The following is a 15,549-nucleotide window of genomic DNA, read 5'->3' as shown; positions in this document are numbered from 1 at the left end:
TAGTTCCGGCTATACTATTTCCGGCTATACTAGTTCCGGCTATACTATCTCCTCTGAATATTTAACTTATTTTGCCTGTTGCCCTGTTCTTTTTCAAAGAATCCGGGATAAAAGTAAGAGTTTGCAGTTTTAGCTAGTGCATTTTTATACTTCATTAAGATAAACTTTGTAAGAATTTTCCCGGCTATAGTTTCTTTACGGCTACAGATCGGATAACTCCGAAAATATTGGTCTGGCTTAACTGCATTACGTACAACTTTTCAGCTTACAAATTTTTCAGTGACGTTATTTTTTCATAGATCAAATATATATCATATTATTAATTAGAAGTATTAAAGGTGGGTGAAGAAAAATAGTGTACTGGGCTTAAGAAAAAAGGCTTGAAGATCTTTCCGGAAGAAAGCAGAACGCACTATTTTGTTATTTAATTAAAATGATCAGGGGATTTCTGGTTACTTTATTGCAAACTAATATAATTGGTAACATATTATTCGCTAAATTATAGTTTAAAGAATAATACAGGGAGATGGGGTATGGAAGTAGAGAGCAGGAAAAGTATGGAAAAAACGCATTCAAAGCCAAAGAATGTCTGGGAAGATTTTTTTAAGGATAAAAAGCATGGGGGGCACAGGTATTCGTCTGAGGAGTTTCTTGCCATGGAAGCCAGGGAGAAATTATTCCACCTTGACGGAGGCGGAACACTTCTCGACTTCGGGTGCGGCTCTGCTGAACTCCTGACTTACTATGCCCAGGAGTACGAGCAGCTTGTAGGAGCGGACTTTTCCCCATCAATGCTTGAAGAGGCAAGTAAAAGAATAAGCGAAAAAAAATGTAATAATATCGACCTGGTCCTTGCCAATCATGAAACCCTCTGGGAAAACCTGCAGTTCACCTTTGACCGGATAACTGCGGCAGGGGTAATTCAGTACCTGACATATCAAGAGATTGACGCTTTTATTGCTAATGCATCAAAGCATCTCAGTACTGATGGAAAGATAGTTTTTTTTGACATACTCGACCCCCGATTATATCCGTTGTGGAAATTAGGGGTATTTGCACCGAAAGCGGGAGTCCTGAAAGCTTTATACCGGGTTGGCTCCGATTTCCGGAATTCAATATCTGCAACCTTAAGAAACCGTCCGAAAAACATTTACGGCTTTTCCCATAACCCTTACAAACTTCAGAAAATTGCAAATAAGCACGGTTTTGAAATGCGCTATGTGCAATCAATGTACTATGAATACAAGTATCATGCAATAATGTTCAGGACTTAAACGGCGATAAACTGCGATTTACTCTCATCCAGTGGTATCCGGGATTTAACAGGCTAAACTGTGAGATTCCGAGAATAGATTTTGAAAAAACCTATTTTGAGAAGGAGTTAGGGAGACTGTACTGAAATAGAATATTGTCGATTTCGTGCTTATCTGGTTAAAAAGACGTTGTTAAACCTCCTTTGACTCTTCATCTGCTTTATTATGGCAATTTTTCTCCTTCTCTTCCAGTTCTGATTCCTTTTTTTCTAACTCCAATCTCTGCCTTGCTTTTTCCTTAAAGTCTTTAATTTTCTCCTCCGAACAATCACACAACACTCTATGGGCCTCTTCAGTACCTACTTTGCCGCTTTTAGCTAATTCTTCCACATCTTTTTTACAATCACATATTTTTTCGTGAACCTCCTGAGGGTCACAGTTTTTCAGGTCTTCAAGAGTCTTTATGTTCGCAAAATGATAAAGTTTAAATGCCAGGTCCCTGCTCATATCGAGCTTTGTGACAAATTCCGACCTATCAATACTCATGTAGGTCCGGGCTTTGTCTATATACATTTTAACCTGTTCTTCGGAGTAGCTGTCAAACCTCTCTTTCTGTTCCGTAAGTAGAAGCCCCATATGTTCGCCCAGGTTGCGGGTATCAAAATTTAGTCGGTTTCTCAGGTTCTCAGGATGACAGGCTGCAAGCTCTTCTATGGATCTTACTTTTGCACTGTACAGCGCATACGCCAGATCTTCGTCAAACCGCAATTTCTTGACAAATTCGGATTCTTTAATCTGGTATTCAGTCCTTGCTTCAAACTCGTTCCTTTTGTCCCCAGGGAGAAGTTTTTGAACCCAGGCATAAATCCATTCTTCTATAGTTTTGGTGAATACCCCGGCAAAAAATGAAAACACGAATACGAAATAATCGTTTACTTCAGTTGCCTCTTCTATATTCTGGAGGTGGTTAAAAAGGTAAAAACCTATTAACGCTATAAAAGGTGCAATCGCAATCCTTCGGAGAAAAGACCAGGCGATGCTTATTTTTTTATATTCAGGAATAATCTGGCAAAAGGTTTCTTCAATACTTAGAAACAGATAAGATAGGATGCCAAGAGACGCTGCTGCTATTATATAAACAGGAAACTCCAGTCTATCGGTCTCAAAAAATGTGATATAATTTATGTCTCTCAAATAGAGATAAAAAAGTATCATAGGCCACATAAGACCTGTAAAAATTATAATAAAGTTTCTTAAGATATCGTGAAGTGTTACGATCAGGGAATTCTCATCTATTGGTACCCTATTTGTATTTATTAAAAAATTGTTTCTGCCAATTTTAACTTTATTTTCTTCTATTTTTACGCTATTTCTATCTATTATCACATTATCCTGGTCTACTGTTACTTTATTTTTGTCTATTATAAGGTTATTTTCATCTTCTCTTCTTTTAAAAAAAATACTATATAAAACAGCAATAATGACCAGGAAAATTACTGAAGAAGCTATTACAAAAATGATCAGAAAAAAGTAAGAAAGAATAGAAGAATTGTTTGCTCCTATGAGAACAGTCTGGAAACAGAATGGAAGGCTGGAGGAATTACCTGTCCCTATTGGAATATTCTGCGAACAGAAAAGAAAGAGCAGCAATACTAACAGTGCTGCCAGTATGAAGATCACGAAGCAAAAGTTCATTTTGTCGAAAAACCGGGAAACCCAGCTTAAAAATAGGAGATTGCCGTATAAAACAGGCAGTAAAAGAAGCCACTCATAATTCTCTATGGTATCTGGTCCGCTGTCGGTCTCAGTATCTACCGTACTAGTTATTGTGCCATTTATTGTGCCAGTTACGTTTATTGTGCCGGCTATCGTAGCATTTACTTCACTAAGTTGTGCATTGTTTGAATCCGCATCTTCACCATTTTGTGCATAACTCCCCTGGACCAGCAGATAAAAAATAAGAATTATCAATACGAATTTAAAAGCTCCACTAACCCTCCCCATATACAGTTATTTGCAAATTCAATAATATATATCTAGTTTTTATTCTTTTTAGAATAATATTCTGGAGTGGAACCTGTTCTTTCCCGGGATACTTCTTTCCCTGAGATTTCAGGGATAATTTATGCCTGCAGGAATAATTACTACCGTTTTAAGTCTTTTTGCGTTAATAATCAGATCAGTAAATCCTCAATTCCTGCTTCTCTTACAATTTCTATTGCCCTGGCTTCTTCTTCCGGAGTCAGGTGGCGTCCAAGTTCCGGATATTCCATAGCCCGATAGCATGGCCTGTACTGGAACATAAGGTTGAACCGGATTTGCGGGATATTTTTTGCAACCCATTCCGCAATAGGCTTTGTACAGCATTCAAGGTGACCGGGAAGGACCAGGTGGCGAAGGAGGACTTCTGCGGTTTTGTAGGCGAATTCGAAATTGGGTTGCACAACTTCAAGGTAATTTTTTATTTTTGAGTATTTCCAGGCACATACATCGTTCCCGTACTTGAAATCCCCCAGATAGACATCCACAACCCCTTCCAGTATTTCTGCAATCTCCTGCGAATGGTACATATTTGAGTTCCATACCACAGGCGTGTTTACTGAAATTTCCCTTATGATTTTCAGCACAGTGTGAGCGTGTGGAGTCGGGGTCACGAAGTTTACGTTCCTTGCCCCATGCATTCTCCGAAGGTCGATCAGCTTTGCAAGTTTCCTGGGCTCGATGCGGGTTCCGGCTTCAGGGCAGGTTGATATATCCCAGTTCTGGCAGTATACGCAGGCAAAAGTACAGCCCGTAAAAAAGATTGTGTGAGAGGGCACAAGTTCCGGCTCTTCCCCCATGTGCAGGAACTCAGAGGCATAATTTGAAAGATCTGTCAGCCTGCAGAAACCTTTCTCGCCTGCCTCTCTATTAATCTCGCAGCGCCATCCGCAACAATGGCACTTTTCCAGCATCCTATCCACAATTTCAACCTTAAGGTCAAGAAGGGAGGGATTAGCTTTCGGAAGCTCCAGGAAGCTCTGAGTAAAAAGCGTTAACCTATCAGCCGTATCCTTATAAGCAAGGGCTTCCGCAGCCTCGACTTCAAGATTTTCTCTGAGTTTTCGATATTCTTCGATTTCTTTCCCATGAATTCTCCTGAGTTCCTCAAGCTGCATGTCTGGATCAAAACTAACCGGAACTTTTTCGGTTATCTTGAAATGGGCAGGCATTTCGTCTTTTTGCACCTTGAAGTAACGTTTCAGGTACTTCGGGGCTACCATATTAAAATATTATCCCGCATGGATTAAAGGCTTATTGTATTCTTCTTCTGGTCTTTAGTTTTTATTTCCAGTTCGGGTTCTTCATTCAGATCTTTCGTTTAGACTTTTAGTTTCTATTCTTCATTCCTGATTTTAGTTTCTATTCTTCATTCCTGATTTTAGTTTCTATTCTTAGTTTCGATTTTAAGTTCCTATTTCTATTTCTGCTTTATAATCTATGTTTTTCTGGCTTCTGAGCCCTGATCCTGCCATTGTTAATTTATTTTTGAGAAACTTTACAGGTTTTTCAGGGTTTTCACAGGCAAGGTTATATGAAGAAAAAGGCTTTTAACACATTCTATTACTATCTTCACGGCAGACCCTAAAATCACATAGCAGGATATGAAACAAAAATGGAATGGATTTTTCTTTTTATCGCCGGACTTTTTGAGGCAGCGTGGGCAATCGGGCTGAAATATACTGAGGGTTTCACCCGGCTTTATCCAAGCATTTTTACTGTCATTTGCATGTTCCTTAGCTTTTATTTCCTATCCCAGGCTCTGAAGATTCTGCCAATAGGGACCGGCTATGCAGTCTGGACAGGAATCGGGATTATCGGCACCACCATTTTAGGTGTCCTGCTCTTTAACGAATCAATAGATCCTGCCAGAGTTTTCTGTATTCTTCTGATTTTTTCAGGAATAATCGGGCTCAAACTGATTTCCCAATAAAGCCATGTAAAGTTTTTTATTGTTCTCTTCTCTATCCTATCTATCCTATTTTCTCTACTACCTATTTTCTCTACTACCTATTTTCTCTACTACCTATTTTCTCTATATCTTCTTCTCTTTGCTCTGATTTTCAAAGCTTCCTGATAAAATCGTCTTTTCATCCAGGCTGATTGCTAAAAATTAAAAGCCTGCAGGGCTATTTATATTGGGATAAAACCCGGGGGTTAATCTCACCTTTAAGTTAGCTTAAAAACCCTCGGGAGGTTTTCGGGGGAATATTCTGGTTACGGTTGACAGTACGACAATTAGTCTCTGGGATTTGATATCCATCCTGTTTATACTTCTGTTTCTCTATGCAATAATCTATCCGCAATCGCAGCTAAAACAAATCCGTCTGCGGCGGATTGCAAAACTGAAAGCTATGGAAAAAAAACACGGCTGCAAGGTGCTCACCATGATCCACAGGCGGGAAGCAATCTCCGTTTTTGGGCTGCCTGCTTACCAGTACATCGACGAGGAAGATGCCGAGCAAATCCTGCGCTGGATAAGGCAATACCGGGATTACCCGCTTGAGCTCATCCTGCACACGCCAGGCGGGCAGCTTCATGCCAGCATTCAGATAGCCCGTGCTCTCAGGCGGCACCCTAAAGCCACAAAGGTTATTATCCCGCACTATTCGATGTCAGGGGGAACAATTATTGCCCTTGCTGCAAATGAAATCGTGATGGATAAAGATGCCGTTATCGGGCCTATCGATCCTCAGATCGGAGATTTCATGCGCGGGATGTTCCCCGCCCCTTCCTGGATCTATGCCGCAGAAACAAAAAAAGAAAAAGCCGATGATACCACCCTTGTTATGAGCGACATCTCAAGAAAAGCCCTCAACCTCACCCGCAATGTCGCAAAAGAACTTCTTGAAGGCAAGATCCAGCCAGACCCCGATGGGGAAGGCAGGCTCGATGAGGTAATCGAAAAACTGGTAAGTGGTGAAATGATCCACAGCACCCCCCTCTCAGCCGCCGAGGCAAAAGCAATCGGGCTTCCCATAAATACGGATTTTCCTCAGGACGTGCACGAGTTCATGAAGCTCTTCAAGCCTGTAAAAAAGAGTGTGGAATACGCTGAGTAAATTGAAACTTAATTTGCCTGAAAGAGTGAAATTTATAAAAGGCTAGAACGCTAGAAGAAGTTCAGTTAAACTCTTAGAGTTTTAGTTAAACTCTTAGAGTTTATCAGTTGAATACCATTTCTTATCCCCCTGCAAATTTATTCAATCCCCTGCTTTCCTCACCCTGGCATTCTCTTCACTTAATCCTGTCCAGATAACCCTGTATCCCAGTTGTTCAAGTACAGGATAATAGAGGCTGCGATCAAGCCCAAAAGACTCAAAGACTTTCACTGCATCGGCATAGGTCTCTACTGCCCCCGGCTTTCCGAGTTCCAGATTAATTCTTTCGAGCAATTGCCTGTGAATTAAGTAGTTTTCAAGGAGTAAGTAATCCTGATACTTTTCTAATTCTCCGGCTTCTTCGGATTTTCCGGATTTTTCCGGTTCTACTGCCTTTACAAGCCGATCTTCAACCACTTTCTTTAACGCCTCGGGCAGGACTCCTTTTCCGGCTGCGATTTCTTCGAGGCTTATAAGTTCGCCTGAAAGTGGAAAATCCATTTCCTCCAGCCTTGACCGGTCTTCAGAAAGCTTTTTTTCCTCGTATTTCCGGAGTATCTGCATGACTTTGTTTGCCGGGATTTTCCTGTCAAAGAAGATAACTTCCTGCGAAGGGAAATCTTTTTCAGAGCATTTGAGTTTCCTGTCAATCAGGAGGATTACAGGCTCTTTTACCTGCTTGAGTTTCCGGATTTTCTTTTCAAGGTATTCCGGAGTCCAGAAGCCCACAATTTCCAGATATACTTTTATGCCGTTCCTCTGCAGGGAAAAATCCGGGACAAAAGCATGTTTTCCGGCTTTCAGGATCGTTGGTTCTCGTTTTATCTTCCAGCTTCCCAGACTGAGGCTGCCGAACATCTGTTCAAGCGTACTGTCGTAAGCCGCTTCTTCGGCATCAATTTCTTCAATCCCTGCCTTATATTCTCCCTTTTCTTCTTTAATTTGAAGTTCCGGGGAAAGGATCTCCGGATACAGGGCTGCTTCAGGCGTTAGTTTGAAAGCCTCTTCCGAATCGTCAAGGGTAAACTCCAGAATGCGCTTTCCCTGGTAACCTTTGTGAAGAATGCTTGCCCTGAGCCTCCAGCCTTTTGACATCAGCAGGACAGAAAAGGTTTTCGCAAAAGAATTCCCATAGCGTTCCGAGATCCGGAAAAGAGAGGCAGGCCCGTCAAGGTGCAGGTGGACAGCACTTAATTCTTCGGGCTTTTTTTCGTACTTTTCTTCATATTTACTTTCAGGCATTCCGTGGGACTCTTCTTTTCCGGTATAACTTTCGCCTTTTGTCTCTTCAGCATCCTCCAGGGAGTACATAAGCCCTGAGCGGAGGATTTTCCAGAGCAGCTTCTGAAAATCGCCTTTTGTCCAGATGTCAAGGTCGATTGCACGGAAAAGCAGAGTCTGGGTCAGGGAAATATTGTACTGCCGGATGAGTTCTGTGGGAGAAAGGGGAAGAAAACTTTTTACCACCTGATTCTCCTCCAGGTCAGCCCAGAGTGCCTTTTCAAGTTCACCGACTGAAATTGAAAGGTTTTTTGCGGCTTTTTGCAGAGCCTCTTTTCTCTCGGCAGGAGAAAGCGCCATACCTCCGCAGGCTTCAAAAATAGTTTCTCTTGCAAGAGAGGGGTCAACAGCTGCATCTGTTTCAATCACTGTCCGCCTTTCAAGCAGCTGGGAAAGCCCTCTTATAAAACGGTAATTCATTTCCTCATAACCTTCAAGCTCGGCAAGGAGCTCCCCATAAGTTTTTCCGATATGTTGCTCGAAGGTTTCTATGAGGAGCCCTGTAAGTTCCAGGTTTTCGGGATCAAAAGCTGCGTACACAGGCTTTATTTTCCCTCCGGAAATGCGGGTTACAAGCAGGTCAGATGTGAGCAGGTGAGCCGCCTCCGGGGCTTTTTTCCTTTTTCATCCGGCTTTCCCTTCCTGTTTTTCCAGCTCCTTTTCGGGTTGAAATAGCTTCTTTTCTTCGCCTGGCGGTTCCGGCTTCGGTAGTTTCTTCGGTTATGATTTCATAGAGTACGGCTTCTTTTCCTTCTTTTTTCCTGAGGATCCTTCCGAGGCGCTGAATGTACGCTAATTTGCTTCCTGTCCCGCTGGCTATAATTCCTATATTTGCCTCAGGGACGTCAATGCCCTCGTCAAGCACCTTTGATGTGACTACAGCCCTGTATTTCCCTTTCTTGAATTTCTCGAGGATAGAACTCCTTTCTTTTGCAGGCGTCCTGTAGGTAATTGCAGGGATAAGAAATTCCCTGGAAATCCGGTGGACAAGCCGGTTATGTTCCGTAAAAATAAAGATCCTGTCTTCGCGGTGTGCTTCCAGGATCTCTTTTAACTTTTCAATTTTTGAGTCCGTATTGAAAGCAAGGTCTCTTGCCGCGTTCCTTGCAAGAAGGGCTTTTCTGGCTTCAGGGTCTCTCCCGCTTTTCATTACAAGCTTTTGAAAATCCCTTGGTCCCCGGATTACCATCCCGGTTTTCCTGAGATAATTGATATAGATGGAATAGTACCTGTCGTATTCTTTCCGTTCCTCATCCGTGAGTGCAGCCGCTATCCGTTCGATCCTGTAAGGGGCTAGATGGCCGCCTGCAAGTTCTGAGACATGTTTTTCATATACTTTTCCCCCTACAAGCCTGTTCAGCTCCGAGTGTAATTCATCTTCCCGTTCGTAGGTGGCTGTCAGCCCGAGCCTGCAAGGTGCTGCGGAAAACTCGGCGATGCTCCTGTAACCGGCTGCAGGAAGATGGTGGACTTCGTCAAAAATAAGAAGGCCAAACCTGTTGCCAAGGGTTTCGGCGTGAATGTAAGCAGAGTCATACGTGGAAACAGTTACAGGAAGAATTTTCTTTTCCCCGCCCCCAAGCTTTCCGATTTCCATGGAAAAAGACTCTTCAAGCTGTCGCTTCCATTGTTCAAGCAGGTCAAGCGTCGGGACAATCACAAGGGCAGGGGTATTGCATCCTGCAATTGCCCTGATTCCAACAAGCGTTTTTCCGCTTCCTGTAGGCAGGACAAGCACTCCCCATCTATCGTTTTCCCCCCAGGAAACAAGAGCCTCAGCCTGGTAATCCCTTAACTCAAGTTTCTTTCCTGAAGCTTCGTATGCTGCTGCCAGGTCAGGACAGGGAAGAAGGTCAAGCACTTCATCTTTAAAAGGAATTTTAGATTTTTTCAGGTAATTTATTATATCTCTGTAATACAGGGCAAGAGCCCTGAAACTCCCGCTCCTTTCATCCCATACTGCATTAGGAACCCTCACATTCCCCTCTATAAGAAGTGTTCCCTGCTTGAAGCTGATTCTAATCATTGCTTATTAAGAGTCTGGACGTTATATATAATAATTGATTTATCATTCCTGATTTCTATCGAGTATAAACGATTTTATCTGCCCCGAACTCAGCTTTCTTAAGCTTAAAGTCTTTCAAAAAGACTTAATTAAACGGCTTGTCAAAAGGGATAGAAAATAGGTTTAAGTCAGTGCAATTATGATATTAGTAAAAGATAAATTATAGGGAGTTAATGTGAGTTCAGATGACAGATCTTCAAAGGCTGACAGGTCCGGGGAAGGAATGCTTCCCGAGCCTCTGCCTCTGGAGGACCTTTACCATATTTACGGAATTGAACGCAGCCATGCCGACAACGTGGCGAGAAACGCTCTTGAACTTTTTGATATCCTTAACTCTATACATTTGCTGTGCCCTGAGATGAGAAACCTTGTGGAGATCGCTGCGCTTGTTCATGATACGGGTGCGGCTACGGATTTTGAAAATCATCACAAAGCAGGAAGACTTATTCTGCTAAAGCATCCGCCCTCCGAAGTACCTGAAAGGCTGTGGCCCGTTGTTTCCTGGACGGCTTTTCTGCATAAAAAGAGGATTGGTAGCGAGAAACTTGTGAAGCTTAAAGAAAAAGAGTTTGGAAAGATGTCAGGAGAGCTTCAGGAGCTTACCCTCAGAGTGGCTGCTCTTGTCCGGCTTGCTGATGCCCTTGATTACAGCAGGATGGAAAGCAGGCTTGGGAAAATCACTTTCGGTAAGCGGAGTATCAGGTTTGAGATCGAGGGGCAGGAAGCTGCAATTGATACGGAAAGAATGGCAAAAAAAGGTGACCTCTGGCACCTTCTTTATGACACAAGGCTTGAGTTCAGGCCTGCACCGGAAAAATAATAAACCCTGAATGTTACTGGCTATTTAAACTGATCTACAGGATATAATTCTCATAGAAAAGATTTTCTGGCAGAGTATATTTTTTTGATGGAGCATAATTTTACGGAGCATAATTTATGGGTCAACTCATACTTGTCAGGCACGGAGAACCTGGCTTGAAGCCTGAGGACAGGCTTGCCGGCTGGGTAGATATTCCCCTCAGCAGAAGGGGAATTGAGGAGGCTTTTGAGTGCGCAGCAGAACTTGGAAAGCTTGAACTGGATCTTGCTTTTGCCTCAAACCTTGCGCGGACGCAAGAAACACTTTTCATTATATTGTCCGGGCAGAAAAAGACAGGGGCTGTTGTCCATGAGGGAGCAGGTGATGGAGAAGATCCGGGGAAAACGGACTGGTACTCATATCCTGAAAAGCTCGGCAAAAAGCTTATCCCGATTTATCTTACGCCTGCTTTAAACGAGCGCTATTACGGAAAGCTCCAGGGCAAGAACAAGCAGAAAATGGAAGAGAAATACGGAGCAGAGAAGCTAGCTTCCTGGCGGTGGAACTTTGAGCCAGGCCCTCCTGAAGGAGAAAGCCTCAAAGCCGTATATGAACGTGCAGTACCCTATTTCGAGAAAAAGATCCTGCCTGCCGTAAAAGCAGGGAAAAGAGTGCTGGTCTGCGCCCACCAGAGCAGTCTGAGAGCTCTGGTCAAATACATAGAAGGGATTTCGGATGAGGACATCAAAAATGTCAGGTTCTCCACAGGCGAGCTTGCGGTATACAGTTACTCTGATGGCAGGCTAATCCGGGAGAACTCTGAAATGAGCCCTGAATCAAAGAAGAATCTTTGAATCTTTCCTTAACTCGCTTCTTAAATCCCCTTTTGAGAGCATTTATGGATCTGGTGCCTGAAAGAAATTCACATATAGCCAAGAGGCAGGATATATAGAGGGTCCTGATTTGCCGGCAGTTTAAGCACGTCTTTTACTTCTTCATCCTCAAAAGCTCCTATTGCACAGGTTCCTATCCCCAGCTCTACCCCCAGGAGATATATATTCTGGGCAGCATGCCCTGCCTCCATATGGGTATAACGAAGCCCTCTGTTTCCATATCTGCTCGTTATCCGCGCATAGACCGCGGAAATAACAATCGAAACAGGAGCGTTCCTGATCATGGGCTGGGAGAGGGCAGCTTTTGACAGCCTCTCCCTCATATCACCGAGAATTTCCCGGACAAGGGTATGATCTTCAGGAACGTACCTGTAAACCCCGGGTTCAAGCTCGCCGCCTCCTCCGGTAACAAGATGAATTTCTAGCGGGTAAAGCGCACCTGCTGAAGGCGAGGTTCTTAAACCGTTCTCCGAACTTATGCCCTGAGCTGCCCAGAGCAGGCGGGAAATTACAGATTCAGAAAGCTTTTTATCTTTATATCTTCGTACGGATCTCCGCTTTGTAATGAGCTCTTCGATACGGCTCCTGCCTGAAGCTTCCGGCTCCGGTAACCTGACTTTCATAGGCAGGTCTGCAGGACTCTGGTTTCCAAGATTTATTCCCATACTCGTCTCCCCTTATTTTATATTATATAATTATTTATAAGAAAATTATTAAATAAATAAGGTAACTTTACAGGTTATATTCGGGAGCAGGGAGTAATTCCTTACAATTCCGGAAATCCCTGATATCCCGGAATGGAATTTATTTTTCCGGGAGCAGGGAACCTTGCCCTTTAGAAAGGCTCCCGCTGGAGTTTGATCACCCGGATAGGATTAGGTATGCGTGTCTTCTTTTCTAGCCGGGAGATTGTCAATTCTTCCTGAGCCATGCCTGCGAGACTCCCGTCTCTCTCATATTCGCCTGTAAAAAGCAAATATTTTCCGGGAGCGAGTCCGCAGCTTTTTATGGAAAGAGTACTCTGGTTTTCCTCACCCATACTTATCGTACCATTACCCTCTCCGACAAGGGCTTGAAATTTACTTTCAAGTTTCTCTTCGCCGGCTTCGGATCCGGGATCTGCCGGGTTGAGCCCGAAATCCCTGATAAGCCCGAGTCCGTTTGCTAAAGTCCATGCCGCGGTTTTTGTGCTACTGGAGCCGGAATCTGTATTCTTACCTGTTCCGCAGGCTTCTTCCTTTATCAGCACAGCCCAGTATGTCTCGTTTTCCCTGGCAGGGGCATTCCTGAGACTAAGGTTGACTTCAAAGTTATGTCCCTCTTCAAGGGTATGCGGAGCGTCGGTGTCCATTTCGTATTCCAGAACTTCGAAATAGTTTGCCAGAAGGATCTTTTTTTCCGGTTCAGGTATTTTTATCTTGTTTCCTGTAAGCGTCACAGCGACCCAGTAGCTGCCTTCAGGGAGAGGGCCGAGAGTCAGGGAAGACAGATCTCCGCCCCGGTTCAAAGTTGCAGGTACCTGGACGTAAAATTCGGTATTTTTGTTGAGGATATCTTCAAATCGGATTGTGCTGCGATCCGTAACATTTTTAGCAGTGTCTTCGGAAATCCCGGGGCTGTTTGTTTTGACAAGATATACATCCACTTTCTGCCCTCTTAGGGCTTCGGAACCATTATAGTTTATTTTCACGCTCTCACTTGTGGTATAAAACCACCGGGGGGAAGAGGGATATGCCAGTATGAATCTCAGATTTTTCCAGCCATTTTTTTCGGGATTTATTCCGGATTTTAACCCTTCAGTCCACAACCTTTCCGAAGGAAAGCTTGACCAGAGTTCAGGTTTAATCTCAGGTTTTAACTCTAGAGTTTCTGGAACGTATGTCCAGTTGATTCCTCCTATCTTTATCCGGGATTCCAGGCTTTCGGTTTCAAGCTTTCTTTCCCCATTGCAAGCTTTTATCGCAGTTTCAGGCTTTCTTTGCCCATTGCAAGCTTTTATCGCAGTTCCAGATTCCGATTCTTCGCTTCTGAGGCTTTTTAGCCCGATACAGCCCTCTACTCCGGGTTCAATTTTCGCTTCTTCGGCTTTCGGGTTTTTTGACCCTTCACATAATCCGGTTTTCATTTCGATATTTTTTCCGGGGCGTCCTGAATCATATTTCTCGCTGGACGAGGTGGTTTCTCTTTTCGGGTTCATTCCCTGGTTCTCCAGGCTTTCCGAGTCCTCTTTTGCCTCTTCTTTCTGTACCGGATTTGTGCGGGTATCTTCCGGGTTATCCGGACTACGGTCTTCGACTTTCAGGATTTCATGTTTCTTTTCAGGTTGTTCCTGATTGTCCGTACTCTTTCCCGTTGCTGTATCAATTTCCGGATTTTCTTTGGCATATTCAGAATCTTTTCCACTATTTGCTCCGGTTTTGGTTTCCTGACTCTCTCTTACACTCGCCTGATCTCCAGAACTCTTTTCAGCGTCCATTCCCGTATCCGAATTCGTTTTAATATTTTTCTGGCTACTGGTATCGTCATTTGCCCTTATCTGTGCTTCCGGATTTTTTTCAGTACTATCCTGATGCTCCGCACTTTTCTCCGCTTCTTTTACTGTATCCGGATTCTTTCCAATACTATCATGATTATCCGTATGCGGTTTTGCCCCGGTTTCAACTCCCGAACCCTCATCGGAACCCTCCCAGGTTTCCGGGCTGTTGCTTTCTACTTTTTTTATTTCCTGGCTCTCTCCAGGAATTTTCTGGCTATCAGAAGGCTGTTCTATTTCAGTTTTCGTTTCCGGACTCGTTTTTATAAGCTCCTTACTGCCAGTATTTTCTTCAGTCTCTATCTCAATTTTAGGATTTTTTTCGGCACTTAATGGGTTATATATGCTGTCTTCCGGCTCTGTTCCTGTTTCCAGATTCTCTTCGGGATTTTGCTGGCTATCTTCTTCAGGAGTGCCTGCTGCTTCTTCCAGATAGTTTTCCGGACTTTCCAGATTCTCTATCCCATTTCCGATATTCCCTTCGGTTTCCGGATATTCTCCGGTACTTTCCACGGTATAGGCATCCCTATCTGCTGCTATTTTCGAGCCAGGATTCATTTCCGCACTTTCATTGGTATCAGTATTATTTCCATGTCCTGCTGCTGATAATGAAATTAGTGAAAGAATAAGAATCAAAACCGTCAAGTTCACTATCCACTTCTGGCAGGATGAAAAATTCTGCCCGACTGTTCCTTTTTTCAATTAATATACCCCTTAACCATTTTTTCCATTTTATTATCGCATCCTGTCTCTGACCTTGAATTCTATCCATCCGGATTATCGAATCTGGAATCCCGAATTCCTTGAAGCTATTTATCGGGATTCAAAATTCTTCAGAGCTTTAAAAAGCATCGATTTTTTAATCCGCCATTGTTCGCCATTCCATATATTTTTAAAATAGATAGCTTTTATGAAATAGAATAGACGACAATTTATATGCAATTTCCTCTTTTCTCAGGAGAAAACCACAACCTTTGAAGATAAACCTTAACAGCTGACAGCAAGGTTCTATTTTTCGGAATAGCCGTGGATTTAAGGAACCGTGTATCCGAAAAAAGAAATTAAAGTACCGGAAAAGTCGTTTTCTAATGTTAAATTATATATAAAAATTCTCGTAATTACTCTTATTGTGAAATAAATACAATGGGGGTAAAGTATGGCTGATAATACTGATAAAGTTGCTGAAAATGTTCCGGGGCCCTATTACTGTGACTATAGCTGTATAGCCTGTCATCTATGTGTGGATACCGCACCAGAGAATTTCAAGATGAATGAAGACGATTCCAATGCCTATGTATATAAGCAGCCTGAAACTGATGAGGAAAAAGAACTCTGTGAAGAGTCACTCGATCTTTGCCCGGTTAATGCAATAGGAAATGATGGTTAAAAGCAGCTTTTATATATTCCAACATTTCCTTTTTTTGTTAACTGGTTTTAATTTATAAAATAAGGCTGGTATATCAAAGTGAAATCAGGTTAAGTTTACACTATAACAGACTTTAAATTTTTTATTACTATGGGAGCGCAGAGGGTCACGAATACCCCGTCCTTCAGGTCGGGGATGAAGTGAACCCTCGCCTCTTC

Annotated in this window: 12 protein-coding genes; 6 read left to right on the top strand and 6 right to left on the bottom strand. The window is 43.0% G+C overall.

Annotated elements, in window-relative coordinates; genetic code table 11:
- Positions 1–533 precede the first annotated feature (533 nt).
- Positions 534–1,274, top strand: a complete 741-nt coding sequence (locus EQO05_RS13725) for a class I SAM-dependent methyltransferase (protein WP_128507444.1) — start codon at positions 534–536, stop codon at positions 1,272–1,274.
- Positions 1,275–1,445: 171 nt separating this feature from the next.
- Here the strand turns inward: EQO05_RS13725 and EQO05_RS13720 are convergent, their stop codons facing one another.
- Positions 1,446–3,224 carry a hypothetical protein gene (locus tag EQO05_RS13720; RefSeq protein ID WP_164888565.1) on the bottom strand — a complete coding sequence of 593 codons (1,779 nt, stop codon included), beginning with the start codon at positions 3,222–3,224 and terminating at the stop codon, positions 1,446–1,448.
- 203 nt (positions 3,225–3,427) lie between these two features.
- The gene (locus EQO05_RS13715; RefSeq protein WP_128507440.1) at positions 3,428–4,516 is read right to left on the bottom strand and encodes a radical SAM protein; all 1,089 of its coding nucleotides are present in this window, start codon (positions 4,514–4,516) and stop codon (positions 3,428–3,430) included.
- Between the two features lie 392 nt (positions 4,517–4,908).
- On the opposite strand from EQO05_RS13715, the gene sugE reads away from it, so the two are divergent.
- Entirely contained in the window at positions 4,909–5,226 is a 318-nt protein-coding gene (gene sugE, locus EQO05_RS13710) for a quaternary ammonium compound efflux SMR transporter SugE (RefSeq protein ID WP_128507438.1), read from the top strand.
- Between the two features lie 319 nt (positions 5,227–5,545).
- A complete protein-coding gene (locus EQO05_RS13705) occupies positions 5,546–6,355 on the top strand; it encodes a hypothetical protein (protein ID WP_240664716.1) in 810 nt (269 codons plus the stop codon).
- Positions 6,356–6,496: 141 nt separating this feature from the next.
- On the opposite strand, the gene EQO05_RS13700 is transcribed toward EQO05_RS13705, so the two are convergent.
- Positions 6,497–8,215 carry a DUF790 family protein gene (locus tag EQO05_RS13700; RefSeq protein WP_240664713.1) on the bottom strand — a complete coding sequence of 573 codons (1,719 nt, stop codon included), beginning with the start codon at positions 8,213–8,215 and terminating at the stop codon, positions 6,497–6,499.
- A 40-nt stretch (positions 8,216–8,255) separates the two neighbouring features.
- A complete protein-coding gene (locus EQO05_RS13695; protein ID WP_128507434.1) occupies positions 8,256–9,701 on the bottom strand; it encodes a DEAD/DEAH box helicase in 1,446 nt (481 codons plus the stop codon).
- A 214-nt stretch (positions 9,702–9,915) separates the two neighbouring features.
- On the opposite strand from EQO05_RS13695, the gene EQO05_RS13690 reads away from it, so the two are divergent.
- Together EQO05_RS13690 and EQO05_RS13685 are read left to right on the top strand one after the other, a co-directional pair.
- Complete coding sequence (locus EQO05_RS13690; RefSeq protein WP_240664711.1) at positions 9,916–10,560, top strand: HD domain-containing protein; 645 nt, start codon at positions 9,916–9,918, stop codon at positions 10,558–10,560.
- A 116-nt stretch (positions 10,561–10,676) separates the two neighbouring features.
- On the top strand, positions 10,677–11,393 hold the full coding sequence (locus EQO05_RS13685; RefSeq protein WP_128507432.1) for a histidine phosphatase family protein: 717 nt from the start codon (positions 10,677–10,679) through the stop codon (positions 11,391–11,393).
- Between the two features lie 68 nt (positions 11,394–11,461).
- Here the strand turns inward: EQO05_RS13685 and EQO05_RS13680 are convergent, their stop codons facing one another.
- Both EQO05_RS13680 and EQO05_RS13675 read right to left on the bottom strand, forming a co-directional pair.
- On the bottom strand, positions 11,462–12,097 hold the full coding sequence (locus tag EQO05_RS13680) for a SagB/ThcOx family dehydrogenase (RefSeq protein WP_128507430.1): 636 nt from the start codon (positions 12,095–12,097) through the stop codon (positions 11,462–11,464).
- Between the two features lie 170 nt (positions 12,098–12,267).
- Complete coding sequence (locus EQO05_RS13675; protein ID WP_128507428.1) at positions 12,268–14,667, bottom strand: TIGR04279 domain-containing protein; 2,400 nt, start codon at positions 14,665–14,667, stop codon at positions 12,268–12,270.
- Between the two features lie 454 nt (positions 14,668–15,121).
- On the opposite strand from EQO05_RS13675, the gene EQO05_RS13670 reads away from it, so the two are divergent.
- Positions 15,122–15,352, top strand: coding sequence for a ferredoxin (locus EQO05_RS13670; protein WP_128507426.1), 231 nt, complete (start codon positions 15,122–15,124; stop codon positions 15,350–15,352).
- Positions 15,353–15,549 lie beyond the last annotated feature (197 nt).

The sequence above is a fragment of the Methanosarcina sp. MSH10X1 genome (assembly GCF_004099695.1).
In the GTDB taxonomy this organism is placed as follows: Archaea; Halobacteriota; Methanosarcinia; order Methanosarcinales; family Methanosarcinaceae; genus Methanosarcina.
The sequence above is the reverse complement of the archived record's forward strand: the minus strand, read 5'-3'. Positions and strand labels throughout refer to the sequence as shown.